Here is a 25,295-nt window from a genome sequence, read left to right as displayed (position 1 = left end):
GTTCTGTTTACTATCCGCTCAAAACCGGTCTTTGACGGTAAATCGCTCCTTGGGAAAGCTTGCCCCGTGCGGCTTTCCCGGCATCAACAGGTCTCCTGACCCTTGACGGTAAAAGCCGTCATGAACAGGAGTAAAAACCTCGATGCTTACTGATACCAAACTGCGCAATCTCAAGCCCAAGTCCAAGCTGTACAAGGCTTCCGACCGCGATGGTATGTACGTGACGGTATCGCCTACCGGTACCGTCACTTTTCGCTACGACTACCGTCTCAATGGACGCCGAGAAACGCTGACCATCGGGCGCTATGGGCCAACTGGCATTTCCCTGGCCATGGCTCGCGAGAAACTGCTCGATGCCAAGCGCATGGTCGCACTGGGCAAGTCTCCCTCCCTGGAAAAGCAGCGCGCGAAGCGGCGCCTCAACGCAGCCAAGAATTTCGGTGAAACGCTGACGAAGTGGTTGGCCGGTGCGCGTATGGCCGACAGCACCCGCGCGATGCGCAAAAGCATTATCGACCGCGACATCCTGCCAGTCTTCGAAAATCGGCTTCTAACTGAAATCACCCCTGACGATCTGCGAGCCCTGTGTACCAAGGTGAAGGCTCGCGGGGCGCCGGCAACTGCGGTCCATATTCGCGACATCGTGAAACAGGTCTACGCGTTCGCGATCCTGCATGGCGAGAAGGTCGAGAATCCGGCTGACGACGTTAAGGCGTCTTCCATCGCCACTTTCGTGCCGAAGGATCGGGCACTGAGCCCGACCGAAATTCGGCTGGCCTTTCATCAACTGGAGACTATCGCCGCGTATCCCACGATCAAGCTGGCCTTGCGGTTGGTGCTGCTGACTTTGGTACGCAAGAGCGAGCTGATCGAGGCGACCTGGGACGAGGTGGACTTCGAGAACGCCACCTGGACGATCTCCAAGGAGCGGATGAAGGGGCGTAACCCGCACGTTGTCTACCTGTCGCGCCAGGCCTTGGACATCTTCGTGGCCCTGCACACCTGTGCGGCTGGTTCCCGGTATGTGTTGCCCTCGCGCTATGACATCTACCGCTGCATGTCGCACGCCACCCTGAACCGCATCACCCAGCTCATCGCCTCCCGTGCGAAGGAAGTAGGCCTGCCGTTGGAGCCGTTCACCGTTCACGACCTGCGCAGGACCGGTTCCACGCTGCTCAATGAAGTGGGCTTCAACGGCGACTGGATCGAGAAATGCCTGGCTCACGAGGATGGTCGCTCCTCTCGCTCGGTCTACAACAAGGCCGAGTACGCGGAGCAGCGCCGGCACATGCTGCAGGAGTGGGCGGACATGATCGACGCTTGGATTGATGGCCGCACTCATGTTCCCCAGCTACTGCCGGACAGCGTTGTAGTGCCGGTGTTGAGTGCCACGGTATAAGGAAAGTGCAAGGTTGTCAATTGACAACCTTGCCGGTCATGCGAATACTGGAGATCACTGATGACCCGTCCTTCTCACTCGAAGAAAGAGGTCGAAGAAGCACTCAGGCATGCCGAAGAGCAGGGCTGGCGTATAGAGCTGGGTGGTAGCCACGCTTGGGGACGAATCTACTGTCCCTATAACGATGAAGAGTGTCGCTGCGGCGAGTTCTGCATCACCAGCGTGTGGAGCACACCGAAGAACCCTGGCAACCATGCGCGTGCCCTTCGGCGCGTCGTCGACAACTGCACCACGCACCGTAAACAGCGGCAGACCGCTGAGGGCGCAGAGGAGTAGCGCTATGGAATACATCTTCACTCTGAAATACCAACTGGCCGACGATGAGCGTGATCCGGAGGCGTTGGTCGAGCGCCTCGGTGAGGCCGGATGCGACGATGCCCTGATCGGCATTGGTCAGCCAGGTCGTCTGGCGCTGGAGTTCACCCGTGAAGCGGAGAACGCTGAAGCGGCTGTGCGCAGCGCATTGGCCGACGTGCGCAGTGCTGTACCGTCGGCCAGGCTGATCGAGGTGGCACCGGACCTGGTCGGACTCACCGATGTGGCGGAGATCGTCGGCGTGTCACGCCAGAACATGCGCAAGCTGATGTTGGCTTATCCGGGCAGCTTCCCCACGCCGGTGCATGAGGGCAGTGCGTCGATCTGGCACCTGGCGGACGTGCTGACCTGGCTGCAGGCCAAAGGCAGCTATTTGCTGCCTGTCGGTGTCTTGGATGTGGCTCAGGTGGCCCTGGAGGTCAATCTAGCCAAGGAGGAACGACGACTAACGCGTCCCGCCTCCAAGGAGCTGCAGGCCCTTGTCGGATGAGCAGGGCGCCGACTTCATGGTTGGTTTGAGCCCGCCCGGACAGGGCGGGTTTTCCTCAGGTAAACATCCGGCTTGCTGATATTGACCCGAGGCGCCTGCTTGCGCTCCTCGATCCAGGCTTCTACCTCGGCCAGGTCCCAGACCACGCAACGTGGTGTCAGGTTGAAGCGCCTGGGGAACTCGCCACGACGCTCCATTTCGTAGATCGTTGATTCAGCCAGGGGGACGATCTGTCTCAGCTCATGCTTGCGAATTGTTCGCCGGAAGGGCAGAGGAGTGCCCTTCGGGAACTGCGGAAGCGACTCGTAGGCTTCCGTGCCCGGCAATGGGAGGGACTTATCAGGCGTAGTGTCGAGAGCATCGGTTGTACGCGCAAAAGTATCCATCTTTATCTCCATGATTAGGCTCCATGGGAAAGAGAGTGGATTTCAATACCAGGTAATGCACCTTGCTGTGGCGTAGTCGGAGGCTGCTTCTGGTGATTCTGTTGAAAAAGTTCCGCCGCACTCTTTTCCCAGCAAAGTGGTCTCTACCGAGCGGAGAGACACTTGCTTAAGTTGGATAATGTCCATCGCAAAGAATGTTTATGACCCAGACCAGGTAAATAGCGTGCGGAAGGCGGAGGACTCTGTTCCAACCGCGGCGAGGTGCTGATGTTGGAGGGGGCGATCTTCGAGCGTCAGGATTGAGTCGAACGGTTTGCGGATCGGTATCCCTGTCCTGCAAGTCTTGAAGGTTCCGTCCAGGTGGGAGTGGCGCCTGCCTCTGCGCGAAGGGGCTGCACAGCAGCCCCAGGGCTCTGCCCGGCAGTCCGTTGCCTGGCCGCTGCAACGGGCTGGGTTATGAGGGCTGGAGGCTGCGCTCCAGGCTACGCCGCATCGCCCAGTAGTAGGTCAGGGCTGGTACTAGCAGGCCCACCACCCAGGCCAGGTCGACGCCGTTCAGCGCATTGGCGATGGGGCCCACGTATAGCGTGGTGTTCATAAACGGTATCTCCAGCAGGATCGCTAACAGGAAGCTGCCGCAGGCCACCATGTTGACCCGGCCGTAGCGACCGTCCAAGTCGAAGATATCCTCCACACAGTAGTCTCCTTTCCTGAGGCAGTAGTAGTCCACCAGATTGATGGCGGTCCACGGGATCAGGAAGTAACTCATGAAGAAGATGAAATTCAGGAAGTAGCTGATGAAGTCTTCCTGGCTGACGGTGCAGAGCGCAGTGGCGATGACGCTGATCACCAGCATGAACAGGCCCCGCATACGTGGTGTTACTCGCAGGCGGGCGAAGGGCTCGATCACCGTGACCGTCGACATGAATGCGCCGTACAGGTTGAACACGTTGATCGCTACCTGGCCGTAGACGATGAAGATGAACAGCGGCACGGCGGCGGCGCCGAACAGCATTGCGAGATGGCTGCCGACGTTGTCGGAGAAGCCGTCGACGGCCACGCACAGCATTGCGCCGAGGATCATCATCCAGGCCCCGCCGACCACTGTTCCACCATAGCTGAACCAGAACACCCGAGACATCGGCGTGTCGCTCGGTAGATAGCGGGAATAGTCGGCGACATAGGGCGCATAGGACAGCTGCCAGGTGACCGCAATGCTGACCGCCACCATGAACTTCGACAACGAGAATCCCACGGGCGACCATTGAGTCTCGGGAATTGGCAGGCCCAGCGCCAGGCCGGTCGCGACCAGGAACACCAGGACCGAGAGTAGTGACAGTACCTTTTGCAGCCGATGGATCAGCCGGTAGCCGTAGAGGGCCACGACGAAGCACAGCGTGCCGATCAGGTAGATGTTGGCGTCGCCACCCAATGGGCTCACCGATTCGATGGCCTGGGCGGCCAGCAGGGTATTGCTGACGAAAAAGCCCAGGTAAATGAGCATCACGAACAGCAGCGGCAGTACCGCGCCGATCACGCCAAACTGGGCGCGGCTCTGAATCATCTGCGGGATACCCAGTTTCGGCCCCTGGGCCGAGTGCGAGGCCATGAAGATGGCGCCAATTAGCGAGCCCAGAATGATGGCCAGGGCGCTCCAGAACAGGTTGAGGCCGATCACCACCGGCAGCACGCCCGAGGCGATGGTGGTGATGTTCATATTGGCGCCGAACCAGATGTAGAACAGTGAACCGGGTTTGCCGTGGCGCTCGTTCTCGGGGATGAAGTCGATGCTTCTTTTCTCGACGTGCATGGCGATCACTCCTGTTTACGCCCGGGTTGACCCAGGGCGGATTGAAGGCGGGCAATGGTGGCGACGAACTGCTCGGGATGGTGTGCGAACTGATCGGGCTCGCTTGGGCGGCAGGACTGGCAGGCCCTTCCCTCAAGGACTTGCAGGAATTGCTCGGTGGCGAAGAGTTCGATGGCGTAAATCCAGTTGGCCATGATCAACAGCGCCGCGTTGTGGGCGGATTCAGTCGTGCTGGTGCAGGCATCGGCGATCAGGTCGACGGCGTAGCCCAAGGCGAAGGCGTCCAGCACTGTGGCCAGTACGCAGGCGTCGGTGAGCACGCCGCTGATGACCAGCCGGCGGGTTCCCATTCCCGCTAGCTGCTGAGCGAGGTCGGTGCGGTGGAATGCACTGTAACGTGGCTTGTCGATCACTCGCTCGCCGGCTCTGGGCGCCAGGCAGTCGACGATTTCCACCTGGTGGGTGCCGGCACGATAACTCCGCGGGCGACCGGCGGCGTCGACCGGCTCGCCCGGAGGCATATCGCTGCCGTCCGCCGCGTTGACGTGCCGGGTGTAGAAAATGGGGATGCCCGTCTGCCGGGCTGCATCCAGCAGGCGGATGTTGTTGTGGATAACCCGGTCGAAGCCATGCAGGGGAAAACCGTCTTCCTGCTGCATGTCGATGACGAGTAAGGCTCTGTCTGTATTCATAAGCAACTCTTGTTGTTGTTTGGCCACGAATGCGCGTCGACTGCAGCATCGGCCGGGCGCACGAGGGCGCCATGGCGCGACGACGGGGAGTCGGACGCGGGCGAAATTCAGCGAGGAGAGTTGTTTAGCGGACTATCTGCCAGAAGCCATTCTGCTTGGCGGTGACGGAGGAACGCAGGCGCTTGAGGAATACATGGGCGGGTGTACACGTGCCGCGCAGATAGGCCATGGCGGCCCCGGGCAGTGGCTTGACGGTGCAGAGGGTGAGGCCAGTCGTGTGCATGGCGTTCGACCACCTGTGGGTTGGTGAAAGGCGGCCGGATCGCCCGATCCGGCCGCTTGCTGCATCGATTAGCGGAAAGCGGGCACCACGTGCTGGATGAAGAGTTCCAGGGATTTCTTCTTCTCGGCGTGCGGCAGGCTGTTGTCGGCCCAGAAGCTGAATTCGTCGACGCCCAGCTCCTGGTAGTGGCGGATGCGTGCGATGATTTCTTCCGGGGTGCCGATCATGGTGTTCTTACGGATATTGTCCAGCTCGAACTCCGGGCGCTCCTTGAACTTCTCTTCCGGGCTCGGCGGCAGCAGGCCGTTGACCGGGGTCTGCTTGTTGCCGAACCAGGCGTCGAAGGTGCGGTAGAACTTGGAGATGGCCGCGGCGCCGACCTTCCAGCCGTCCGGGTCGTCCGTGGTGTGGACGTGGGTGTGGCGCAGCACCATCAGTTGCGGACGGGGCACCTCGGGATTGTTGGCCAGGGCGGCCTCGAACTTGTTCTTCAGATCGACCACTTCCTCGTCGCCCTTCATCAGCGGGGTGACCATCACGTTGCAGCCATTGGCCACGGCGAAGTTGTGCGAGTCCGGGTCGCGCGCGGCTATCCACATGGGCGGACCGGGCTGCTGGAGCGGCCGCGGTGAGGAGGTGGAGGTGGGGAACTTCCAGATCTCGCCGTCGTGGGCGACGTCGCCCCGCCAAAGCGCCTGGACCACCGGCACCATCTCGCGCAGGTACTTGCCGCCGTCGGTGGCCGGCATGCCGTTGGCCATGCGGTCGAACTCGTACTGGTAGGCGCCGCGGGCCAGGCCCACCTCCATGCGCCCGTTGCTGATCACGTCGAGCAGGGCGCATTCGCCGGCGACGCGGATGGGGTGCCAGAAGGGCGCGATGATGGTGCCGGCGCCGAGGCGGATGGCACTGGTACGCGCGGCCAGGTAGGCCAGCAGCGGCATCGGGCTCGGCGAGATGGTGTACTCCATCGCATGGTGTTCGCCGATCCACACGGTGCTGAACCCGCCGGCTTCCGCCAGCAGGGTCAGCTCGGTGAGGTCTTCGAACAGCTGGCGGTGGCTGGTCTGCTCGTCGTAGCGCTCCATATGCACGAACAAAGAAAATTTCATGATGCGTTCCTCGAACCTGTGTCTGGTCGGCCATGGCCTGGCCGGCTGTGGTGGCGCTCGTATCGCGCTCGGGTTGTTATCGATCCACTGGCGCCGAAGCGGCGCGGCAACAAGGCAAAATTGGTCGCTGCGTATTGGTATACCATAATACTGTATATCTGCAAGGTCTTTTTACCCTAAGCCATCCGCCCTTGAATTAACCCTAGGTCGAGCCCGGCATGTGCGCCGCCGGGCAGCCAAACGGCGGGTGCTCGATTCACTCGCCGGCGCCTCTCGAGCCGAGCCAACAGCGCGCTCGGGCATCCGGCGTCGGCCGGCGAACTCATAAAAAAGCCCCCAACCAAGGGGGCAAGACAAGCACACAACAGATCGGGATCAGGCTAAGGCGGGCAGGGCGCCCATCTTGCCGCGGCAGTAGATCATCGGTTCGACGCGCTGCTGCGGCACGATCAGGTTCTGCACCGCACCCACCAGGATGGCGTGATCGCCACCTTCGTATTCGCGCCACAGCTCGCACTCGATGATTGCGGTGGCGTTGCCCAGCAGCGGGTTGCCCAGCTCGCTCAGCGTCCATTCGATGCCGCGAGCCTTGTCCTTACCCTTCTTGGCGAAGGCATAGGCCTCGCTTTGCTGCTCGGCCGACAGCAGGTGGATGGCGAAGCGCTTGTTCTTGATCAGCAGCGGGTAGGAATCGGAGCTGTAGTTCGGGCAGAACAGCACCAGGGCCGGGTCGATGGACAGGGAGCTGAAGGCGCTGGCCGTCAGGCCGACGATCTGGCCATCGTCGTCCAGCGTGGTGATCACGGTGACGCCGGAGGGAAAGGAGCCCATGACGAGTTTGTAGGTATGTGCATCGATCATTTCGAGTACCTGCGTGACGTATCGGCTGCGACCAGCAGCGCTTTCGTGTCTGATGGTATACCATAATATTGTTCGTGCAAGCGCTATTTGCGAGTGCTCGCAGCTCGCCCGATGCACGGCGTCTGGCGGCCTGGCCTCTCGGGGGATGCGGGGCCGCCGGGGTTGTGCGCACCCAGCGAAGGGGCGAGCAGCTGGTGCTCCCGGCGCACCCTACGCTCGTGTTCGACGGCGACAGGCAAAGAAAACCCCCGCCCTGCGCAGCTGGGCGGGGGCGAGGGGGAGTTTGCTTCAGTGCGCACCGGCGGCCTTGCTCAGGTCGCTCTCCTGCCACTGGCTGTAGACGCAGGCATCGGCCGCGGCCCAGCGCACCAGAACCGGGGCGCCGGTTTGCAGGGGCGGGGTGCTGCCGGACAGCTCCTTCAGGGTCAGCTGGGTGCCGCCGGGGGTGGTCACGCTGCAGGTCAGGCTTTCGCCGAGGAACACGGTTTCCGCGACCCGCGCCTGGATCTCGTTCCAGCCGGCCGGCCGCGGCATGCTCCCGGCCTGCTGCGGGGTCAGCACCTGGGCTTTCTCCGGGCGCACCATCAGCAGCAGTTCCTGGCCCTCGGCGATGCCCACGGTGGGGCGAACGGCCAGGGACTGGCCCTCGAAGCTGGCCGCCGCATGGCCTTGGGCCTTGATCTTGAGGAAGTTGGAGTTGCCGAGGAAGGAGGCGACGAAGGCATTCGGCGGGTTCTGGTACAGCTCGTAGCCGCTGCCCAGGCCGACGATCTTGCCGTGGCTGAAGATGGCGATGCGTTGCGACAGGCGCATGGCTTCTTCCTGGTCGTGGGTCACGTAGACGATGGTGATGCCCAGGCGCCGGTGCAGGTGGCGCAGTTCGTCCTGCAGGTCCTCGCGCAGCTTCTTGTCGAGGGCGCCGAGCGGCTCGTCCATCAGCAGGATGCGCGGCTCGTAGACCAGCGCGCGGGCGATCGCCACACGCTGCTGCTGGCCGCCGGAGAGCTGCGCCGGGCGACGGTGGGCGAACTGTTCCAGTTGCACCAGCTTGAGCATGGCCTCGACCTGGCGCTCGCGTTCGCCGCGTGCCTGCTTGCGAATCTCCAGGGGGAAGCCGATGTTGTCGCGCACGTTCAGGTGCGGGAACAGCGAGTAGCGCTGGAACACCATGCCGATGTCGCGCTTGTGCGGCGGCACGTTGACCAGGGATTTGCCGGCGACCAGGATTTCCCCGCTGCTGGGCGTCTCGAAGCCGGCCAGCATCGACAGGGTGGTGCTCTTGCCCGAGCCGCTGGAGCCGAGGAAGGTGAGGAACTCGCCCTCCTGGATATCCAGGCTGATGTTGTCCACGGCGACGAAGTCGCCATAGTGCTTGTTCAGGTTGCGCAGGCTGACCAGGGGCGCCTGGCTCTGGTTGTCTTGGATCACGGCACTCATTGGCTTTTCCTCATGAATCAGGCGCGGGGTTCGTTGCGTCGACGCAGGGCGGCGGCGATCAGCATGATCAGCAGCGACAGGCCGATCAGCAGGGTCGAGGCCACCGCGATCACCGGTGTCAGGTCCTGGCGCAGGGTGGTCCACATCTTCACCGGCAGGGTCTGCAGGCTCGGGCTGGCCATCATCACGCTCAGCACCACCTCGTCCCAGGACACCAGGAAGGCGAATAGCGCGCCGGCCACCAGGCCGGGACGGATGGCCGGGAAGGTCACCTTGAGCACTGCCTGCAGGCGCGAGGCGCCGCAGATCACCGCGGCGTCCTCGATCGACTGGTCGAACAGTTTCAGCGAATTGATGATCGAGATGATGGTGAAGGGCAGCGCCACTATCACGTGGCTGACCACGAAGGCGAACAGCGTGCCGGTGTAGCCCAGCTTGAGGAACAGGGCATAGATAGCCACGGCGATGATCACCAGCGGCACTATCATCGGCAGGGTGAACAGCGCGTAGAGCAGCTCGCGGCCGGGGAACTTGCCGCGCACCAGGGCGAAGGCGCTGGGCAGCCCCAGGGCCACGGCGCAGGCGGTAGTCAGCAGGGCGACCTTGAAGCTGGTGTAGGCCGACTCCATCCACTGCGCGTTGGAGAAGAACTGCTCGTACCATTTCAGCGTCCAGCCCGGCGGCGGGAACACCAGCCACTGCGATGAGCCGAACGACAGCAGCACGATGAACAGGATCGGCAGCAGCAGGAAGGCCGCGATGGCCCCGGTGACGAGGTAGAGGCCGGCGCGCAGGCGCGGCCCCATGGCGTTGGGCGACAGCAGCATGGCTTACCTCGCGGTACTGGAAGCCACCGGCGATTCCGGTTGCAGCTTCAGATAGGCGTAGAACAGCAGCAGGGTGATGGCGATCAGCAGCGCGGCGGCGGCGCTGGCCAGGCCCCAGTTGAGGAAGGACTGCACCTGCTGGACGATGAACTCCGGCAGCATCATGTTCTGTGCGCCACCGAGCAGGGCCGGGGTGACGTAATAACCGAGCGACATGACGAACACCATCAGGCCGCCGGAGAACAGCCCCGGTCGGCACAGCGGCAGAAACACCCGGAAGAAGTTGCGCCAGGGGCTGGCGCCGCAGATCGAGCCGGCCTGCAGCACCATGGGGTCGATGGCGCTCATGGTCGCCTGCAGCGGCAGCACGATGAAGGGGATCATGATATAGCTCATGCCGATCACCACGCCGGTCAGGTTGTGCACCAGCTCCAGCGGCTGATCGATCAGGCCCAGGGCCATCAGCGCCTTGTTGAGCACCCCGGAGGCCTGCAGCAGCACCAGCCAGGAGTAGGTGCGCGCCAGCAGGCTGGTCCACATCGACAGCAGCACGATGCTCAGCAGCCAGCGGCCCCAGCCGCGCGGCGTCAGGGTGATCGCCCAGGCCAGCGGGAAACCCAGCAGCAGGCTGATCAGGGTGACCAGGCCGGCGACGGCGAAGGTATTGAACAGCACGCGAGCGTAGGCCGAGTTGGCGAACAGCTGCTCGTAGTTGCCCAGCCCCGGTTCCGGTTCCAGCACGCCGCGCAGCAGCAAGCCGATCAGCGGGGCTAGGAAGAACAGGCCGAGAAACAGCAGAGCGGGGATCAGCTTGGCGGCTCCGCGCCAGCGCGAAGGGCTGCGATTCATGACGGCGGCTCGATTGGCGGCGAGGCCGCCGGCGCTGGATGCGCCGGCGCCTGCCTGGGCCGAAGGGACGGCCAGGGGCTTCACTTGACCAGCCATTCGTTCCACCGTGCGGCGATGGCCGGGCCATGCTCGGCCCAGTAGGCGAAGTCGAGGGTGATCTGATCTTCAGCGTAGGCGGTCGGCAGGTTGGGGGCCAGGTCGGCCTCGAGCTGGGCGACGCTGCCGGTGTTGACCGGGGCATAGGCGGTGAGGTTGGCGAAATCGGCCTGGCCCTTGGCGCTGGCCGCGTTGGCCAGGAACTGCATGGCCGCTTCCTTGTTTTTCGAGCCCTTGGGGATGACCAGGAAATCGGCCATCACCAGATTCTGCTTCCAGCTCACCCCGACCGGCGCGCCGTCCTGCTGCAGGGCGTAGATGCGGCCGTTCCAGAACTGGCCGAGGCTCGCCTCGCCAGAGGCCAGCAGCTGCTGCGACTGGGCGCCGCCGCCCCACCAGACGATGTCCTTCTTGATGCTGTCGAGCTTCTTGAAGGCGCGATCGAGGTCCAGCGGGTAAAGCTGCTCGATGGCCACGCCGTCGGCCAGCAGCGCCAGTTCCAGCACGCCGGGGCTGGGCCATTTGTACAGGGCGCGCTTGCCCGGGTAGGTGGCGGTATCGAACAGCGCGCTCCAGTCCTGCGGCGCCTTGCCGCCGAGGCGGCCCTGGTTGTAGCCGAGCACGAAGGAGAAGTAGAAGGAGCCGACGCCGTGGTCGGAGACGAAACGCGGGTCGAGCTGCGTGCGGTCGATCACGCTGAAGTCGAGCGGTTCGAGCAGGCCTTCGCGGGCGGCGCGTAGGGCGAAGTCGGCTTCCACGTCGACCACGTCCCACTGCACGTTGCCGCTCTCGACCATGGCCTTGAGCTTGCCGTAGTCGGTCGGCCCGTCCTGCAGCACTTTGATGCCGGTCTTCGCGCTGAAGGGCGCGGCCCAGGCCGTCGTCTGCGCCTCCTGGGTGGTGCCGCCCCAGCTGACGAAGCTGAGGTTGTCGGCGGCTCTGGCCGCGCCTGCGCCGGCGACCATGAGTGCGGTGGCGAACACCGCGGTAGCAGTTTTCTTGAACACCATCTTGCTTGCCCTCGTTGTTGTGTTTGTACGCAAGCGGGCTTTGGCGGTGCCCGCCTTTCAGGGAGCAGTTGTGACTGGCCTGGCCGAGGCTGCTCAGGGCGGTTTCCCGGGGCGGGCAGCGTCGGCAACATATCTCGGCCTACGGAATGTCATATTATGGTATTCCAAGCTTTGTGCAAGGCCCAATCGCGGCGATTTTCGCGGCGCGCGCGGCCGCATCGCCGGTGGCCTGCAGGGGCGGCGCCAGGCTGAGCGGGTAAGTGCTTGAAATAGAAAAACAAGCGCGCCAGGCTCGGGCGGCCAGGGGCGGGTCGGAGGACGGCGCCGGGGCGGCGCCATCCGTCAGCTCGTGGTCATCCCTGGAACGGGATGCTTTCCACCACTTCCAGGTCATAGCCCGTCAGACCGGCGTACTTGAGCGGCGGGCCGAGGTGGCGCAGCTTGCCCACGCCCAGGTCCTGGAGGATCTGCGCGCCAGTGCCCACCTCGGAGTAGATGCGCGATTGCGAGCGGCTGAACTGTCGGCGCGGCTGGGTCAATTGCGGCACGCGCTCAAGCAGCGCCTGCGACGACTCGTTGTTGGCCAGCACCACCACCACCCCGTGGCCGGCCTCCGCCACTTTCTGCAGGGCCGCCCACAGCGTCCAGTTCTGCGGGCCGGTGTACTCGGCGCCGACCAGGTCGCGCAGCGGGTCGATCACGTGCACGCGCACCAGGGTCGGCTCGTCGCGGCGGATCTCGCCCATCACCATGGCCATGTGCACGCCGCCTTCGATGCGATCCTCGTAGGTCACCAGGCGGAAGGTGCCGTGCACCGTGGGCAGCTCGCGCTCGCCGATGCGACTGACGGTGTGCTCGGTGCTCAGGCGGTAGTGGATGAGATCGGCGATGGTGCCGATCTTGATGCCGTGCTGCTCGGCGAACTTTTCCAAGTCGGGGCGGCGGGCCATGCTGCCGTCTTCGTTCATCACTTCGACTATCACCGCCGCCGGGCTCAGCCCGGCCAGACGCGCCAGGTCGCAGCCGGCCTCGGTGTGGCCGGCGCGGGTCAGCACGCCGCCCTCGCGGGCGCGCAGGGGGAAGATATGGCCCGGCTGGACCAGGTCGTCCGCACAGGCGCCGGGTGCCACCGCGGTGAGCACGGTGAGGCAGCGGTCGGCGGCGGAGATGCCGGTGGTGACCCCCTGCGCCGCCTCGATGGAGACGGTGAAGGCGGTGGCGAAGGCGCTGCCGTTGGCCGGCACCATCTGCTCCAGGCCCAGGCGCTGGCAGTGTTCGTCGGTCAGGGTCAGGCAGATCAGGCCGCGCGCCTCGCGCGCCATGAAGTTGATCGCCGCGGGCGTGCATTTCTCGGCTGCCAGCAGCAGGTCACCCTCGTTCTCGCGATCCTCGTCGTCGACCAGCAGTACCATCTTGCCTTGGCGGAAGTCTTCGATGATTTCTTCGATGGGGTTGAATGGCATGTCGGGGTCCCGGAGTGGATGTCGGTGGGGTTTAATGGTATACCATAATACCGTATTAACCGAAGCCCGGACGATCACCATGAAGGCCTACTGGATTGCCCACGTCGATGTCACCGACCCCGCTCGCTATGCCGAATACACCAGCCGCGCGCCGGCTGTGTTCGCCCAGTACGGCGGCCGGCTGCTGGCCCGCGGTGGCCGCAGCGAAGCGCTGGAGGGCAGGGCCACGCCGCAGCGCAGCGTTGTGATCGAGTTCACCTCATATGACCAGGCGCTGGCCTGCTACCGTTCCGCCGAGTACCAGGCGGCCTGCGCCCAGCGCGCCGGTGCCGCGCAGGCTGAAGTAATCATAGTCGAGGGAATCTAGGCCGGCCGTGGCCTTGCCGTAGCCCGGATGCAATCCGGACTCCTGAGGTGCACCGTGCGCACCGATGATCAGGCGTCGAGGAAGGCGCCTTAGCGGATAAAGTGCACCTTGCCGCTGTCGTCATTGCCCATGTAGATGCCGTAGACGCCGGCCTCGCGCTCGGCGATATAGCGTTCGAGGATCTGCCGGATGGCCGGGTAGTAGATGCTCTCCCAGGGAATCTCCTCGGGGGCGAAGAAGCGGTAGGCGAGGGTTTCCGGGCCGTGCCGGCCGCTGATCTCCAGGGCGATGGCGCGGAAGATGATGTACACCTCGCTGATCTTCGGCACGCTGAAGATGGAGTAGGGCGAGACGATCTCGGCGCGGATGCCGCTTTCCTCCCAGACCTCGCGCAGGGCGGCCTGCTCGGTGGTCTCGCCGTTTTCCATGAAGCCGGCCGGCAGCGTCCAGGTGCCCGGGCGCGGCGGGATGGCGCGCTGGCACAGCAGGTACTTGCCGTCCTGCTCGATGATGCAGCCGGCGATGACCTTGGGGTTCTCGTAGTGGATATAGCCGCAGGCCGCGCACACCAGCCGCTCGTGGGTATCGCCGTGCGGCTGCCGGCGGCTGAGGCCGGGGTCGCCGCATTGCGGACAGAAGCGCGGGCTGGGCATGGCGTCAGCGTCCTATGCGCGGCTCTTGCAGCGCGATGGGGGTGACGAAGTCGCGCACTTCGCCCGGCTCGTCCTGCTTGGACTTGAGGTAGTCCAGCGCCACCTTGGCCGCGGCGCGCACGTGGTCCACCGAGGCCTGGTGCGCGGCCAGCGGGTCGCCGCTCTTGATCGCCTCGACCATGCGCTCCATCTCCTGGTTGCTGCTGCCGCGGCGGTTGCTCTGCGACACCGAGGTGGCGCGCAGGTAGCTGATGCGCGCCTGCAGCTGGCGCAGCTGGGTCGCCGCGATCTGGTTGCCGGAGCCCTCCAGCAGCACGTCGTAGAAGCCCTGCACCGAGTCGAGCACCTCCTGCAGGTCGCCGCTTTCCAGCACCTTGCGGTTCTCCTCCAGGGCCTTTTCCAGGGCGCGGATGTCCTTGGGTTTGGCGTTGAGGGTGAACAGCTGGACGATCAGCCCTTCGAGCACGCAGCGCAGCTCGTAGATGTCGCGCGCGTCCTCCAGGGTGATGATGGCCACGCGCGGGCCCTTGGCCCCGGCGAACTCCACCAGGCCTTCGGACTCCAGGTGACGCAGCGCCTCGCGCACCGAGGTGCGGCTGACGCCCAGGCGCTCGCACAGGTCGCGTTCCACCAGCCGGTCGCCGGGCAGCAGTTGAAAGTTCATGATGGCGCCACGCAACTTGTCCAGCACGATTTCTCGCAGGGTGACGGGGTTGCGATTGACCTTGAAGCTGTCGTCGAGAGGCAAGCGTTTCATAGGGTCCGCTCTGGTTATGGCTGTCCGTAGGAAATGGCAAAAGAGCACCCGGTCGAGGAACCCGGTGCTCTTGGTCTAGCGCATGACGTCGATCCTCAGCCCTTGGCTTCGGCGTCGGCCTCGGCGAAGGCTTCGCGGGCGATGCGGAAGCTATCCACTGCCGCCGGTACGCCACAGTAGATGCCGACCTGCAGCAGAATCTCGCGAATCTGCTCGCGGCTGAGGCCGTTACGCAGGGCGCCACGAATATGCAACTTCAGCTCGTGGGGCCGATTCAGCGCCGAAATCATGGCCAAGTTTATCATGCTGCGTTCTTGCAGCGACAAACCCTCGCGGCCCCAGACGTGACCCCAGCAGTACTCGGTGACCAGCTCCTGCAGCGGCCGGCTGAAGTCGTCGGCGTTCTCGATCGACTTGCTGACATAGGCCTCGCCCAGCACCTGGGTGCGGATGGCCAGACCCTTGTCGTATTTCGCGTTGCTCATGGGATTCTCCTTCGCGGTTACAGGCCGCCCATCAATGTGTACTTGATCTCCAGATAGTCCTCGATGCCGTACTTCGAGCCTTCGCGGCCGAGGCCCGAGGACTTGATGCCGCCGAACGGCGCGACCTCGGTGGAGATCAGCCCTTCGTTGATGCCGACCATGCCGTATTCCAGCGCCTCGCTCATGCGCCAGGCGCGGCCGAGGTCTCGGGTGTAGCAGTAGGCGGCCAGGCCGTACTCGGTGTCGTTGGCCAGGCGCACGGCCTCGGCCTCGTCGCTGAAGCGGAACACCGCGGCCAGCGGGCCGAAGGTCTCCTCGCGGGCCACCTTCATCTCGTCGTGCACCCCGGCCAGCACGGTGGGCAGGAAGAAGCCGTGGCCCAGCGGATGGCGCTCGCCGCCGAGCACCAGGCGCGCGCCCTTGCCCAGGGCGTCCTGCACATGATCTTCGACCTTCTCCACGGCGCGCTGGTTGATCAGCGGGCCGAGCTTGACGCCCTCGACGAAGCCGTCACCGACGGGCAGTTCGGCGACGCGCTCGGCCAGGCGGGCGACGAACGCATCGTGGATGCCGTCCTGCACCAGGAAGCGGTTGACGCACACGCAGGTCTGCCCGGCGTTGCGGTACTTGGCGATCAGCGCGCCGTCCACCGCACGCTCCAGGTCGGCGTCGTCGAAGACGATAAAGGGCGCGTTGCCGCCCAGCTCCAGCGAGACCTTCTTCAGGGTGGCGGCCGACTGCGCCATCAGCAGCTTGCCGATCGGCGTGGAGCCGGTGAACGACAGCTTGCGCACCGCGGCGCTGGCGGTCAGTTCGCCGCCGATGGCCACGGCGTCGCCGGTGACCACGTTGAGGATGCCGGCGGGAATCCCCGCCTGCTCGGCCAGGGCCGCCAGGGCCAGGGCGGAGAAGGGGGTTTCCGGCGCCGGCTTGACGATGCACGGGCAGCCGGCGGCCAGGGCCGGGCCGACCTTGCGGGTGATCATCGCGGCGGGGAAGTTCCACGGGGTAATGGCGGCAACCACGCCGATCGGCTCCTTGCTCACCACGATGCGCGCATCGCCCTTGTGGCTGGGAATGGTGTCGCCATAGATGCGCTTGGCCTCCTCGGCGAACCACTCGATAAAGCTGGCGGCGTAGAGGATCTCGCCCTTCGCCTCGGCCAGCGGCTTGCCCTGTTCCAGGGTGAGCAGCTCGGCCAGCGCGTCGGCGTTGTCCAGAATCAGCGTGTGCCAGCGCTTGAGCAGGCCGCTGCGTTCCTTGGCAGTCAGCGCCCGCCAGGCCGGCCAGGCACGGTTGGCGGCGGCGATGGCCTGGCGGGTTTCGCTGGCGCCCATGTTCGGCACCGTGCCGATCTGCTGGCCGTTGGCCGGGTTGAAGATGGCCTGGATCGAGCCGTCCTGGGCATTGAGCCAGTGCCCGTCGATATAGGCCTGTTGGCGCAGCAAAGCATTCATGGCGGCTCCCTTGAAAGGTGCGGGCAACGAGCGCGGCGGCTCGCTGCGACGAATAAAAAGGACCGCGACCGAGGGTGAGTGGGCGCGGTCGTAACCGAGGGTCAGGCGATGGAGGGCAGGGCGCCGAGCTTGCCGCGGTGATAGACCATGGGCGTCACCTCCTGTTCGGGCAGGATCAGGTTCTTCACCGCGCCGACGATGATGGCGTGGTCGCCGCCGTCGTACTCGCGCCACAGCTCGCATTCGATGATGGCGGTGGCCTTGGCCAGCAGCGGGTTGCCCAACTCGCTCAGGTGCCAGTCGATGCCCTTGGCCTTGTCCTTGCCCTTGCCGGCGAAGGCGTAGGCCTCGGCCTGCTGGTCGGCGCACAGCAGGTGGATGGCGAACTGCTTGCTGTCGCGCAGCACCGGGTAGGTGTCGGAGGCGTAGTTGGGGCAGAACAGCACCAGCGCCGGGTCGATGGACAGGGCGCTGAAGGCGCTGGCGGTGATGCCGACTATGTCGCCGCCGGCGTCCAGGGTGGTGACCACGGTGACGCCGGATGGGAATGAGCCCATCACTTCTTTGTAGATGCCGGGTTCGATCATTTCGCAGGTCTCCTAGCGCATGACGAAGGGGTCGGGCATGGGCGCCTGCGAGAGGTTGATCCACACCGTTTTCAGCTCGGTGTAGGCCAGCACCGAATCGATGCCGCTCTCGCGGCCGTAGCCGCTGTTGTGAAAGCCGCCGATCGGCGCCATGGCCGAGACCGCGCGGTAGGTGTTGACCCAGATGATCCCCGAGCGCACGTCGCGCGCCATGCGGTGGGCACGGCCTAGGTCGCGGGTCCAGATGCCGGCGGCGAGGCCGAACTGCGAGTCGTTGGCCAGCTCCAGGGCCTCGGCCTCGTCCTTGAAGCGGATCACCGAGGCGACCGGGCCGAAAACCTCTTCCTGCATGATCTTCATCGAGTGGCGGTCGCACTCGAACAGCGTCGGCTCGTAGTACCAGCCCTTGGCATCGATCTGCGGGCGCTTGCCACCCAGGCGCAGGCGCGCGCCCTCGGCCAGGGCGTCGGCGACCAGGCCCTCGACTACGGCGAGCTGCTGCGCGGTGGCCATTGGGCCCATTTCGCTGGCGTCGTCCTGCGGGTTGCCGATGCGGATGCGCCGGGCGCGTTCGATCAGACGCTCGACGAACTCATCGTAGATGGCGTCTTGCACCAGCAGGCGCGAGCCGGCCACGCAGCTCTGCCCGGAGGCGGCGTAGATGCCGGCCACGGCGCCGTTGATGGCGCTGTCCAGGTCGGCGTCGGCGAAGATGATGTTGGGCGACTTGCCGCCCAGCTCCAGCGACAGCTTGGCGAAGTTTTCCGCGCTGCTGCGCACCACGTGACGGGCGGTGGCGGCGCCGCCGGTGAAGGCGATCTTGCGCACCAGCGGGTGGCGGGTCAGCGCCGCGCCGGTGCTCGGGCCGAAACCGGTGACCACGTTGACCACGCCGGGCGGGAAGCCGGCCTCCAGCGCCAGGCGGGCCAGCTCGAGGATGGTCGCCGAGGCATGCTCGGAGGGTTTCAGGACGATGGTGTTGCCGGCCGCCAGAGCCGGCGCCAGCTTGATCGCGGTCAGGTACAGCGGGCTGTTCCAGGGGATGATCCCGGCCACCACGCCGATCGGCTCGTGTACCGTGTAGGCGAACATCTCCGGCTTGTCGATCGGCAGGGTGCCGCCTTCGAGCTTGTCGGCGAGACCTGCGGTGTAGTGGAAGAACTCCGGCAGGTAGCTGACCTGGCCGCGGGTCTCGCGGATCAGCTTGCCGTTGTCGCGGCTTTCCAGCTGGGCCAGGTGCTCCTTGTGCTCGGCGATCAGATCGCCCAGGCGGCGCAGCAGCTTGCCGCGCGCGGTGGCATTCAGCTTGCGCCAGGCCGGATTCTCGAAGGCGCGCTGGGCGGCCTGCACGGCGCGCTCGACGTCCTGCTCGTCGGCATCCGGCAGTTCGGCCCAGGGTTCGGCCAGGGCCGGGTTGAGGCTGTGGAAGGTCTTGCCGGACAGCGCATCGAGCCACTGGCCGTCGATGCACATGTGGAAACGGGCGAGTGTCATGCGACTATCCCCTCTGCTGGATTCCGTAGGGTCTGGGCCTGCTGCAGGAAGTTCAGCAGCACCTGGTTGACCAGGCGCGGCGATTCCACCGGCATCATATGCCGCTGCTCGGCGAGCACCGCCACCTGGGCGCCGGGGATGCGCTCGGCCAGTTGCCGGGCCATCTCCGGGGTCGAGCCCGGGTCCAGCTCGCCGGTGGCGATCAGGGTCGGCGCTTGGATGCTGCCCAGGTCGTCGACGCGGTACATGTCCTGGGTGGCGAACAGCTCGTAGGTGGTCAGGTAGCCCTGCGGGTCGTTGCCGGCCAGGGTCTGGCGGATCGCCGCGATCTGCGCCGGGTTGGCCGCCTGGTATTCGCGGCTGAACCAGCGCGACAGGGCTTCCTCGGCGTTGGCGTCCGGGCCGTGTTCGGCGGCCTGGCGGGTGCGCTCGATGACCCCGGCACGCTGCGCGCTGCTGCGGTTGAACACGCTGTTGAGGATCACCAGGGCCGCGAGTTGCTGCGGCTGGTGCAGGGCGAAGGCCCGCGCCACCAGACCGCCCATGGAAAAGCCGATGACGCTGGCGCGCTCGATCTGCAGGTGCTCGAGCAGCTCGCGCAGCTGCTCGGCATAGCCGGGCAGGCCGGTGCCCGGCTGCGGGCGCGGGCTGGCGCCGTGGCCGAGCATGTCGTAGGCGATGACCTGGAAATGCGGGGCCAGACCGACGATCTGGCCGCCCCACATTTCCTTGTTCAGGCCGACGCCGTGGATCAGCACCACGGGGTGACCTTGGCCGGTGGCCAGGTAGCTGGTGCCGGCGGGGGTGGATTTAGCGGTGAGCCGAATCATGGAAAGCTCCTGCGCGGGCCTTGAGGATCACTGCGCCTGTTCGGCGGCCAGCTCTTCCAGGTCGATGTAGCGGTTGCCGATGCGCGGATGCAGGCGGCCACCGTTGGCGGCCCCGAGCACCACCACGATCTCGTCGGCGCGCGGCGCGTCCTCGATCTGCATTTCCAGGGTGATGTAGTGCGAGCGCAGGCCCTCGTCGTCCTTGTGCATCATCGGGATCTGGATCGAGGTGCCGGGGCCGCCGCGCTTGTTGGTGAAGCTCAGGTAGCTCTTGGCGTTGACCGCCTGGCGGTAGTGATTGCCGAAGCGCAGGGTGTGGATCACCGCCGAGGCGTGCTCGATCTCGCCGTCTGCGCCGACCACCGCGGCCTTGCCGTAGGCCTCGATCTTCGCCGCGCCGCCGATGGCGGCAGTCAGGCGCTCGACCATCATGGCGCCGAGTTCGGAGCAGTGGGCCTTGATCTCCGGCTTGAGGTCCTCGACGAAACCGCGGCCGAGCCAGGGGTTCTTGATCACCACGGCCAGGCCGACCATGGTCACCGGCTTGTCACTGGCCTTGCCGCCTTCGATCAGGGTTTCTTCGATGTAGCTGACGATCTTGCGGATCTCGAAACTCATGGATGTGCTCCTGTGCGTTGTGGGTTCGGGTGCTGGCTGGCACCGCTCAGTTGGTATCATGGTATACCATAATACGAGATGCGCAAGTCAAGCCTTGCGCCTTTCCCACAATGCCCGTCGGACGGTGACTGGCGGGGGAAGACCATTGATCGGCGGCGTTTTAACAAGGCATTGAAATGATGATTTGGTTGATGGTATACCGTAATACATCGCAAGACGATGCCGCCTGTCCGTCGCGCTTGCATGGCGCGGCCCGGCCCTTGCGACGTCCCATCGGTTCATTACAAAAACAAGGAGACGCCTGTGAGCGAACGTCCCAAGAACCACCTCGAACGCGTGTTCGCAGGTGTCAACCCGACCATGGCGATCGCCTCGATCACCATGGTCTTCGCCTTCGTCTTGTTCACCGTGACCAACGCCGAACTGGCCAACGGCATCTACACCGGCGCCAAGGCCTGGATCGAGGGTTCATTGGGCTGGTACTACGTGGCGGTGGTCAGCGCGGTGCTGTTCTTCACCTTTTGGGTCGGCTTCAGCCGCTTCGGCAATCTGCGCCTGGGCCAGGACGATGAACGCCCCGAGTTCAGCAACTTCTCCTGGTTCGCCATGCTGTTCAGCGCCGCGGTCGGCACCGGCCTGCTGTTCTGGAGCATCGCCGAGCCGCTGATGCACATGCAGGGCAACCCCTACATGGAGATGGCCGGGGTGGCCGCGGGCAGCGCCGAGGCCGCGCAGATCGCCCTGCGCATCACCATGTTCCACTGGGGCCTGCACGGCTGGTGCATCTATATAGTGGTGGGCCTGGTGCTGGCCTACTTCACCTACCGGCATAATCTGCCGCTGACCATCCGCTCGGCGCTGTATCCGCTGCTGGGCGAGCGTATCCACGGCCCGATAGGCCACGCGGTGGACCTGCTGGCGATCTTCAGCACCCTGTTCGGCACCGCCACCACCCTGGGCCTGGGCGTGTCGCAGATGAACGCTGGGCTGAGCTACATGTTCGGCTGGGAAATCTCCACCACCAACCAGCTGCTGCTGATCGCCGGCACCTCGCTGGTGGCGACCTTCTCCGCCGTCTCCGGCGTGCGCCGCGGTATCCTTTGGCTCAGCGAGTGGAACATCCGCCTGAGCAGCATCCTCTTCCTCTTCCTGCTGCTGGCCGGGCCGACCGTGTTCCTGCTGGGCCTGTACGCCACCAGCATCGGCGACTATCTGGCCCACTTCATCCCCATGGGGCTGTGGACCGACGCCAACCCCGAGCGCCAGTGGCAAGGCTGGTGGACCATCTTCTACTGGGGCTGGTGGCTGTCCTGGGGCCCGTTCGTCGGCATGTTCATCGCCCGCATCTCCCGTGGTCGCACCGTGCGCCAGGTGGTGGTGGGCGGGATGCTGGCCTCCACCCTTGGCGCCTTCCTGTGGATCGTGATCATGGGCGGCACCGGCGTGTACCTGCAGCTGAACGGCGTCGACCTGGCCAGCGTGGCCAACAGCGACCTGACCATGGTGCTGTACAAGACCATCGAAGGCCTCGGCGTAGAGTGGGCCATCCTGCCCATGGCCGGCCTGGCGACGCTGATGATCGTCAGTTGGTTCGTCACCTCGGCCGATTCGGCGACGCTGGTTATCTGCACCATCCTCTCGATGGGCGACCAGAATCCGCCGCAGCGTTACCGCATAATCTGGGGCCTGGGCCTTGGTGCGTTGGCCGGCGTGCTGCTGCTAGCCGGCGGCCTGCAGGGGCTGCAGGCAGCAACCATTGCCGCCGCTCTGCCGTTCTCGGTGGTGCTGCTGTTGATTTGCTACGCTTTGGTCAAGGCGCTGCACCAGGAAGAAAGCGCGCTGCAGTGCACTTCCGAGCCGAGGGTGGGCGCCCGTGCCTCCTGAAAGTACTCACAGAGCCGTGGCACTGGGTTAACCCCGGTGCCTTCTGCTTGGTCTATCGACTGCAGAACACGTGCACCTGCTCGAAAATCGCTCTCCTGGGCAGTGACGTCGCAGTTGTATTCCATGTCGTGTTCCATGGTAGGGCGCTACCCATTGCCAGGTGCTGCATCGAGAGCTCCTACGCGCACGTCTACAGTTTCGACCATGTGAGGTTTCAGGAGCTTATATAGGTCGTGAAATGCCTACAGCGTCTCGCTGATGTCAGGCAGGGCTGCTTCGGCGTATGGAGCGGATGCTCAGTCTCGGTTAATAGCTGGCTGTGGCGGTGGTTAAAATCGATTCCTTCCGGACAGTCCAGCTCGATTAGATAGGCAGGGGTGATTCACTCGTTACCTGAGCGCATTGATGTTGATAGGGGGGGCTGCGGTATTGATGTCTGTTCCAAGCTGATCGCAATGAGGAGAGCTAGGCACGCGCCAAAGCCAGCGCTGCTGGGCGTTTGCGCTGTGTGCAGCACGCCGATGCACTCATTGAGTGCCGTCTCCAACCCCCGTGCAGACTGCTTTCCGGGCCAACGAAGTGCCGCCCCCTTTTATCTTGCCCTCCGCTTTATCCGTGCCTTTGTGCTCCTGAGCAGGGTAATCAGGCCAGGGGATACTAAGGATCTCGCAGTCGCTGGGCGGTAGCCGAGGGCAGAGGTATCCGCAGGTCCGCGGTGCTTGAATGCGCAGGCTGAGCACACGCTATCGACATTTAGATCGACGCGATAAAGGACAGCTCATCGACATGAGTCTGATCACAAGAGCTGCGCCCGAGCGATCACCCCATCGACAGGCAGCTGAGCGAAGTGGCGACTGTCGAATGCCTTCTGGTTGGTGCTCCTGAGCAGGAGTATTTCATCGCCAACCAGGCGCCGACAGGCCTGCCAGACTGGCAGCGCGCGCCGCTGTCGTTACCACCCCAAGCGTCTGGCAACTAGGACGCCATTGATGCGTATCGTCTCTGACGACCTTGTATGCAAACGTGCTGCGGCACCATCGTCGCCACAGCCTTCAACAACGGCGCCTTCGCCAGCAGGTAGCCGTGCTGCCAGCCATTGCATTAGGTGACCCAGCATCAGATCGCCAGGCCCCAATGAATTGGCCGGCGAAGTGCGATACCAGCCGACGGGCACGCTGTCGGAGGCGTTGTAGATCAGCTGGGGTGGCGACGTCGCAATCGTTGCCCAACCCAGTGCTGCCAGGCTGCCGGCGAGCAGCGCCAGTGGCCACCGTTTGCCGCGAGCACCCAAGGTCATGACGTAGCCTCCGGGAACTGCCGCTCCAGCACCTCGCGCAGTATCTCCGCCATCGTCACGCCGCGGTCGAAGGCCGCCAGCTTGATGCGCGTGCGCAGCGCCGGCGTTACGTCCAGCGTCAGCCGGGCGCTGTAGCGCTCGGCCTTGCCGCTGTCGACGGTGGCGCCCTGGCGTATCCAGGCTTCGGCCTGCGGATCGGCCAGTGGGCGTGCACCGATACCGATGCGCTTGCCGCTCATGGCGACCACCTCAGCAGCTCGTCGACCAGGCTGCTGACCTCGCGCGCGGCGGCGCTTTCCGGTGCCAGTTCGCGGGCCAGACGACCGGCCGCCACGCTCTCGGCAAAGACGATGCGCTGGCGAACCTCTGCCTGCAGCGCCGGTAGTGGTTGGTCGGCCAAGGCGCCGCGCGCTTCGCGGCCGATCACCGTGGTGCTGACGCGGCGATTGATGGCAAATGCCGCGCGCAGCATCGGCCTGAACACCTGCGCTTCGCGGATCAGGTTGACCATCTCTGCGCTGGCCCACAGGTCGTAGGGGCTGGGCTGCACCGGTATCAACACGCGATCCGCCGCCAGCAGCGCTGAGCGGGCGAGGGCGGCGATGCGCGGTGGCCCGTCGATGATCACGTGATCGGCACGACGAGCCAGCTCCGGGGCTTCCTGGTGCAGCGTCTCGCGCGCCAGGCCGACGGCGCTGAACAGCCTGGGCAAGCCCTGCTGGCTGCGCAGCTGCGTCCAGTCCAGTGCCGAGCCCTGCGGGTCGGCATCGAGCAGGATGACGTTCTGCCCGCGCAGGGTCAGTTCGCCGGCGATATGGGTGGCCAGGGTGGTCTTGCCCACCCCGCCTTTCTGGTTGAGCAGGGCGACGATCATGGCCGGATCTCCCCGGCCAGACTGCCCCGATTAGCACCTGTCCACACACAGGCGCTGCCCCAATAACAAGTTAGAGCTTTTAAGTTAGTTAAGTTAAGGGAGGCTGGAAGCCCCGCCAGCCGTGGCTTGCAGCGGAGTTCGTGCGCCTAATAGCACGAGAGTGATGCGCCTGATAGCACGTGCCGGCGTGCGCCTGATAGCACGACTGCATTCACAGCTTTTCCAGAAGATATCCCCGTGCCGTTGACGGCACGCGCCGGAGACCCGGTTGCCTGGGGTGCAGGCGCTGCGATGTTTTAGCGATTTCCTAAGCCGGTGGTTGGCGCCGATCCCGGAGCTGGGAGCAGGCAGGCTCGAGATAACTGCGCTCGGGAGATGCGTCACGATCTGCGGCGCATCGTCCTCGTGCTGGAGTTAGCGCCGATGGCTGCCCTCCGGGCCTGTGCGCGTTTGCCGGAAGCGCTCTAGGAGCGCGTTAAAGCGCTTCAGATGACTTGGGAAGGGGCAAAGGTGGGGTAGCGCGGCTGGAGCCTTCTAAGGGGCTCTGGAGATGTTTCTGGCCGCTGTCGTTGAGCGGGCTCAAGGGTGAACGGGTGGGCCTCATTGGTAGATCCTGGCCTGTTCGTGTGCGAGCTCGCGTCTCGCAGTCTCGCCCAGCGGGTGGCACGCGGCGTGTGTGGCTGTAGTCTCCGAAGGTGCGGTTCTATGGCTTTCTGCACAACCGGACAACCGCATCGGCGGATTTCTGTAAATCCGTAAAAGCGTAAATACGCGTACCCACAAATCCGTAAATCCGTGGATACGGATCGACGGATTTGGGCAAAACCGTAAGACCGGAACTGTCTCAATCAGCAGGCGGAGCAGCGCGATTGCTCCATGCTTATCGCCGGGTGTTCGCACCC

General features: G+C 64.7%; 27 protein-coding genes. 5 read left to right on the top strand and 22 right to left on the bottom strand.

The genetic code is table 11. The features are described 5' to 3' along the window. The first annotated feature begins 142 nt into the window (after positions 1 to 142). Genes ACW9UL_RS17665 through ACW9UL_RS17655 form a run of 3 tightly spaced genes read left to right on the top strand, consistent with a single transcriptional unit; the run spans position 143 to position 2,264 of the window. On the top strand, positions 143 to 1,399 hold the full coding sequence (locus ACW9UL_RS17665) for a tyrosine-type recombinase/integrase (protein ID WP_457787813.1): 1,257 nt from the start codon (positions 143 to 145) through the stop codon (positions 1,397 to 1,399). Positions 1,400 to 1,459: 60 nt separating this feature from the next. After that, on the top strand, positions 1,460 to 1,735 hold the full coding sequence (locus tag ACW9UL_RS17660) for a hypothetical protein (RefSeq protein ID WP_012019489.1): 276 nt from the start codon (positions 1,460 to 1,462) through the stop codon (positions 1,733 to 1,735). Positions 1,736 to 1,739: 4 nt separating this feature from the next. After that, complete coding sequence (locus tag ACW9UL_RS17655) at positions 1,740 to 2,264, top strand: helix-turn-helix transcriptional regulator (RefSeq protein ID WP_457787812.1); 525 nt, start codon at positions 1,740 to 1,742, stop codon at positions 2,262 to 2,264. 14 nt (positions 2,265 to 2,278) lie between these two features. Here the strand turns inward: ACW9UL_RS17655 and ACW9UL_RS17650 are convergent, their stop codons facing one another. The 11 genes from ACW9UL_RS17650 to ribBA all read right to left on the bottom strand — a co-directional run bounded on the left by ACW9UL_RS17650 (position 2,279) and on the right by ribBA (position 13,090). Then, on the bottom strand, positions 2,279 to 2,662 hold the full coding sequence (locus tag ACW9UL_RS17650; protein WP_457787811.1) for a helix-turn-helix transcriptional regulator: 384 nt from the start codon (positions 2,660 to 2,662) through the stop codon (positions 2,279 to 2,281). A 442-nt stretch (positions 2,663 to 3,104) separates the two neighbouring features. Then, positions 3,105 to 4,460 carry a purine-cytosine permease family protein gene (locus ACW9UL_RS17645; protein WP_350424390.1) on the bottom strand — a complete coding sequence of 452 codons (1,356 nt, stop codon included), beginning with the start codon at positions 4,458 to 4,460 and terminating at the stop codon, positions 3,105 to 3,107. A gap of 5 nt (positions 4,461 to 4,465) precedes the next feature. Then, positions 4,466 to 5,152 carry a cysteine hydrolase family protein gene (locus tag ACW9UL_RS17640; protein ID WP_350424394.1) on the bottom strand — a complete coding sequence of 229 codons (687 nt, stop codon included), beginning with the start codon at positions 5,150 to 5,152 and terminating at the stop codon, positions 4,466 to 4,468. Between the two features lie 124 nt (positions 5,153 to 5,276). Next, complete coding sequence (locus ACW9UL_RS17635) at positions 5,277 to 5,435, bottom strand: hypothetical protein (RefSeq protein ID WP_023106003.1); 159 nt, start codon at positions 5,433 to 5,435, stop codon at positions 5,277 to 5,279. Positions 5,436 to 5,503: 68 nt separating this feature from the next. Next, complete coding sequence (locus ACW9UL_RS17630) at positions 5,504 to 6,547, bottom strand: LLM class flavin-dependent oxidoreductase (RefSeq protein WP_457787810.1); 1,044 nt, start codon at positions 6,545 to 6,547, stop codon at positions 5,504 to 5,506. Positions 6,548 to 6,922: 375 nt separating this feature from the next. After that, the gene (locus ACW9UL_RS17625; protein WP_457787809.1) at positions 6,923 to 7,408 is read right to left on the bottom strand and encodes a flavin reductase family protein; all 486 of its coding nucleotides are present in this window, start codon (positions 7,406 to 7,408) and stop codon (positions 6,923 to 6,925) included. A 288-nt stretch (positions 7,409 to 7,696) separates the two neighbouring features. Beyond that, positions 7,697 to 8,845: an ABC transporter ATP-binding protein gene (locus ACW9UL_RS17620; RefSeq protein WP_457787808.1), complete on the bottom strand. Its 1,149-nt coding sequence runs from the start codon at positions 8,843 to 8,845 to the stop codon at positions 7,697 to 7,699. A 17-nt stretch (positions 8,846 to 8,862) separates the two neighbouring features. Beyond that, complete coding sequence (locus tag ACW9UL_RS17615) at positions 8,863 to 9,672, bottom strand: ABC transporter permease (protein ID WP_122107638.1); 810 nt, start codon at positions 9,670 to 9,672, stop codon at positions 8,863 to 8,865. A 3-nt stretch (positions 9,673 to 9,675) separates the two neighbouring features. After that, positions 9,676 to 10,617 (bottom strand): ABC transporter permease, encoded by a 942-nt coding sequence (locus tag ACW9UL_RS17610; RefSeq protein ID WP_122107637.1) that lies wholly within the window; start codon positions 10,615 to 10,617, stop codon positions 9,676 to 9,678. Next, a complete protein-coding gene (locus tag ACW9UL_RS17605; protein ID WP_457787807.1) occupies positions 10,602 to 11,627 on the bottom strand; it encodes an ABC transporter substrate-binding protein in 1,026 nt (341 codons plus the stop codon). The genes ACW9UL_RS17610 and ACW9UL_RS17605 overlap by 16 nt, the downstream gene beginning before the upstream one ends. Positions 11,628 to 11,980: 353 nt before the next feature. Beyond that, entirely contained in the window at positions 11,981 to 13,090 is a 1,110-nt protein-coding gene (gene ribBA, locus ACW9UL_RS17600; protein ID WP_122107635.1) for a bifunctional 3,4-dihydroxy-2-butanone-4-phosphate synthase/GTP cyclohydrolase II, read from the bottom strand. Positions 13,091 to 13,169: 79 nt separating this feature from the next. Between ribBA and ACW9UL_RS17595 the strand changes: the two genes are divergently transcribed. Beyond that, positions 13,170 to 13,457 (top strand): DUF1330 domain-containing protein, encoded by a 288-nt coding sequence (locus ACW9UL_RS17595; protein WP_457787806.1) that lies wholly within the window; start codon positions 13,170 to 13,172, stop codon positions 13,455 to 13,457. An 89-nt stretch (positions 13,458 to 13,546) separates the two neighbouring features. Here the strand turns inward: ACW9UL_RS17595 and ACW9UL_RS17590 are convergent, their stop codons facing one another. The 8 genes from ACW9UL_RS17590 to ACW9UL_RS17555 all read right to left on the bottom strand — a co-directional run bounded on the left by ACW9UL_RS17590 (position 13,547) and on the right by ACW9UL_RS17555 (position 20,338). Continuing rightward, positions 13,547 to 14,110 (bottom strand): NUDIX hydrolase, encoded by a 564-nt coding sequence (locus tag ACW9UL_RS17590; protein ID WP_457787805.1) that lies wholly within the window; start codon positions 14,108 to 14,110, stop codon positions 13,547 to 13,549. A gap of 4 nt (positions 14,111 to 14,114) precedes the next feature. Beyond that, positions 14,115 to 14,867: a GntR family transcriptional regulator gene (locus tag ACW9UL_RS17585; RefSeq protein ID WP_457787804.1), complete on the bottom strand. Its 753-nt coding sequence runs from the start codon at positions 14,865 to 14,867 to the stop codon at positions 14,115 to 14,117. 95 nt (positions 14,868 to 14,962) lie between these two features. Then, positions 14,963 to 15,352 (bottom strand): carboxymuconolactone decarboxylase family protein, encoded by a 390-nt coding sequence (locus tag ACW9UL_RS17580; protein ID WP_457787803.1) that lies wholly within the window; start codon positions 15,350 to 15,352, stop codon positions 14,963 to 14,965. Positions 15,353 to 15,369: 17 nt separating this feature from the next. Beyond that, the gene (locus ACW9UL_RS17575) at positions 15,370 to 16,809 is read right to left on the bottom strand and encodes an NAD-dependent succinate-semialdehyde dehydrogenase (RefSeq protein ID WP_457787802.1); all 1,440 of its coding nucleotides are present in this window, start codon (positions 16,807 to 16,809) and stop codon (positions 15,370 to 15,372) included. A 101-nt stretch (positions 16,810 to 16,910) separates the two neighbouring features. Further along, entirely contained in the window at positions 16,911 to 17,396 is a 486-nt protein-coding gene (locus ACW9UL_RS17570) for a flavin reductase family protein (protein ID WP_350424482.1), read from the bottom strand. Between the two features lie 12 nt (positions 17,397 to 17,408). Continuing rightward, complete coding sequence (locus ACW9UL_RS17565) at positions 17,409 to 18,890, bottom strand: aldehyde dehydrogenase (RefSeq protein WP_457787801.1); 1,482 nt, start codon at positions 18,888 to 18,890, stop codon at positions 17,409 to 17,411. After that, entirely contained in the window at positions 18,887 to 19,720 is an 834-nt protein-coding gene (locus ACW9UL_RS17560; protein ID WP_021445949.1) for an alpha/beta fold hydrolase, read from the bottom strand. The genes ACW9UL_RS17565 and ACW9UL_RS17560 overlap by 4 nt, the downstream gene beginning before the upstream one ends. Positions 19,721 to 19,747: 27 nt before the next feature. Further along, positions 19,748 to 20,338 (bottom strand): amino acid synthesis family protein, encoded by a 591-nt coding sequence (locus ACW9UL_RS17555; RefSeq protein WP_021445948.1) that lies wholly within the window; start codon positions 20,336 to 20,338, stop codon positions 19,748 to 19,750. Between the two features lie 303 nt (positions 20,339 to 20,641). Between ACW9UL_RS17555 and ACW9UL_RS17550 the strand changes: the two genes are divergently transcribed. After that, positions 20,642 to 22,222 carry a BCCT family transporter gene (locus ACW9UL_RS17550; protein ID WP_457787800.1) on the top strand — a complete coding sequence of 527 codons (1,581 nt, stop codon included), beginning with the start codon at positions 20,642 to 20,644 and terminating at the stop codon, positions 22,220 to 22,222. 952 nt (positions 22,223 to 23,174) lie between these two features. On the opposite strand, the gene ACW9UL_RS17545 is transcribed toward ACW9UL_RS17550, so the two are convergent. The 3 genes from ACW9UL_RS17545 to parA are packed head-to-tail and all read right to left on the bottom strand — an operon-like array spanning position 23,175 to position 24,393. Beyond that, positions 23,175 to 23,519: a hypothetical protein gene (locus tag ACW9UL_RS17545; RefSeq protein ID WP_457787799.1), complete on the bottom strand. Its 345-nt coding sequence runs from the start codon at positions 23,517 to 23,519 to the stop codon at positions 23,175 to 23,177. Further along, entirely contained in the window at positions 23,516 to 23,758 is a 243-nt protein-coding gene (locus ACW9UL_RS17540; protein ID WP_457787798.1) for a hypothetical protein, read from the bottom strand. Before ACW9UL_RS17540 ends, ACW9UL_RS17545 begins: the two co-directional genes overlap by 4 nt. Beyond that, on the bottom strand, positions 23,755 to 24,393 hold the full coding sequence (parA, locus tag ACW9UL_RS17535; RefSeq protein ID WP_457787797.1) for a ParA family partition ATPase: 639 nt from the start codon (positions 24,391 to 24,393) through the stop codon (positions 23,755 to 23,757). The genes ACW9UL_RS17540 and parA overlap by 4 nt, the downstream gene beginning before the upstream one ends. Between the last annotated feature and the right edge of the window lie 902 nt (positions 24,394 to 25,295).

This window comes from Pseudomonas sp. PL-6 (assembly GCF_054110165.1).
Note: the sequence above shows the minus strand (reverse complement) of the source record. Positions and strands in the feature narration are given on the sequence as shown.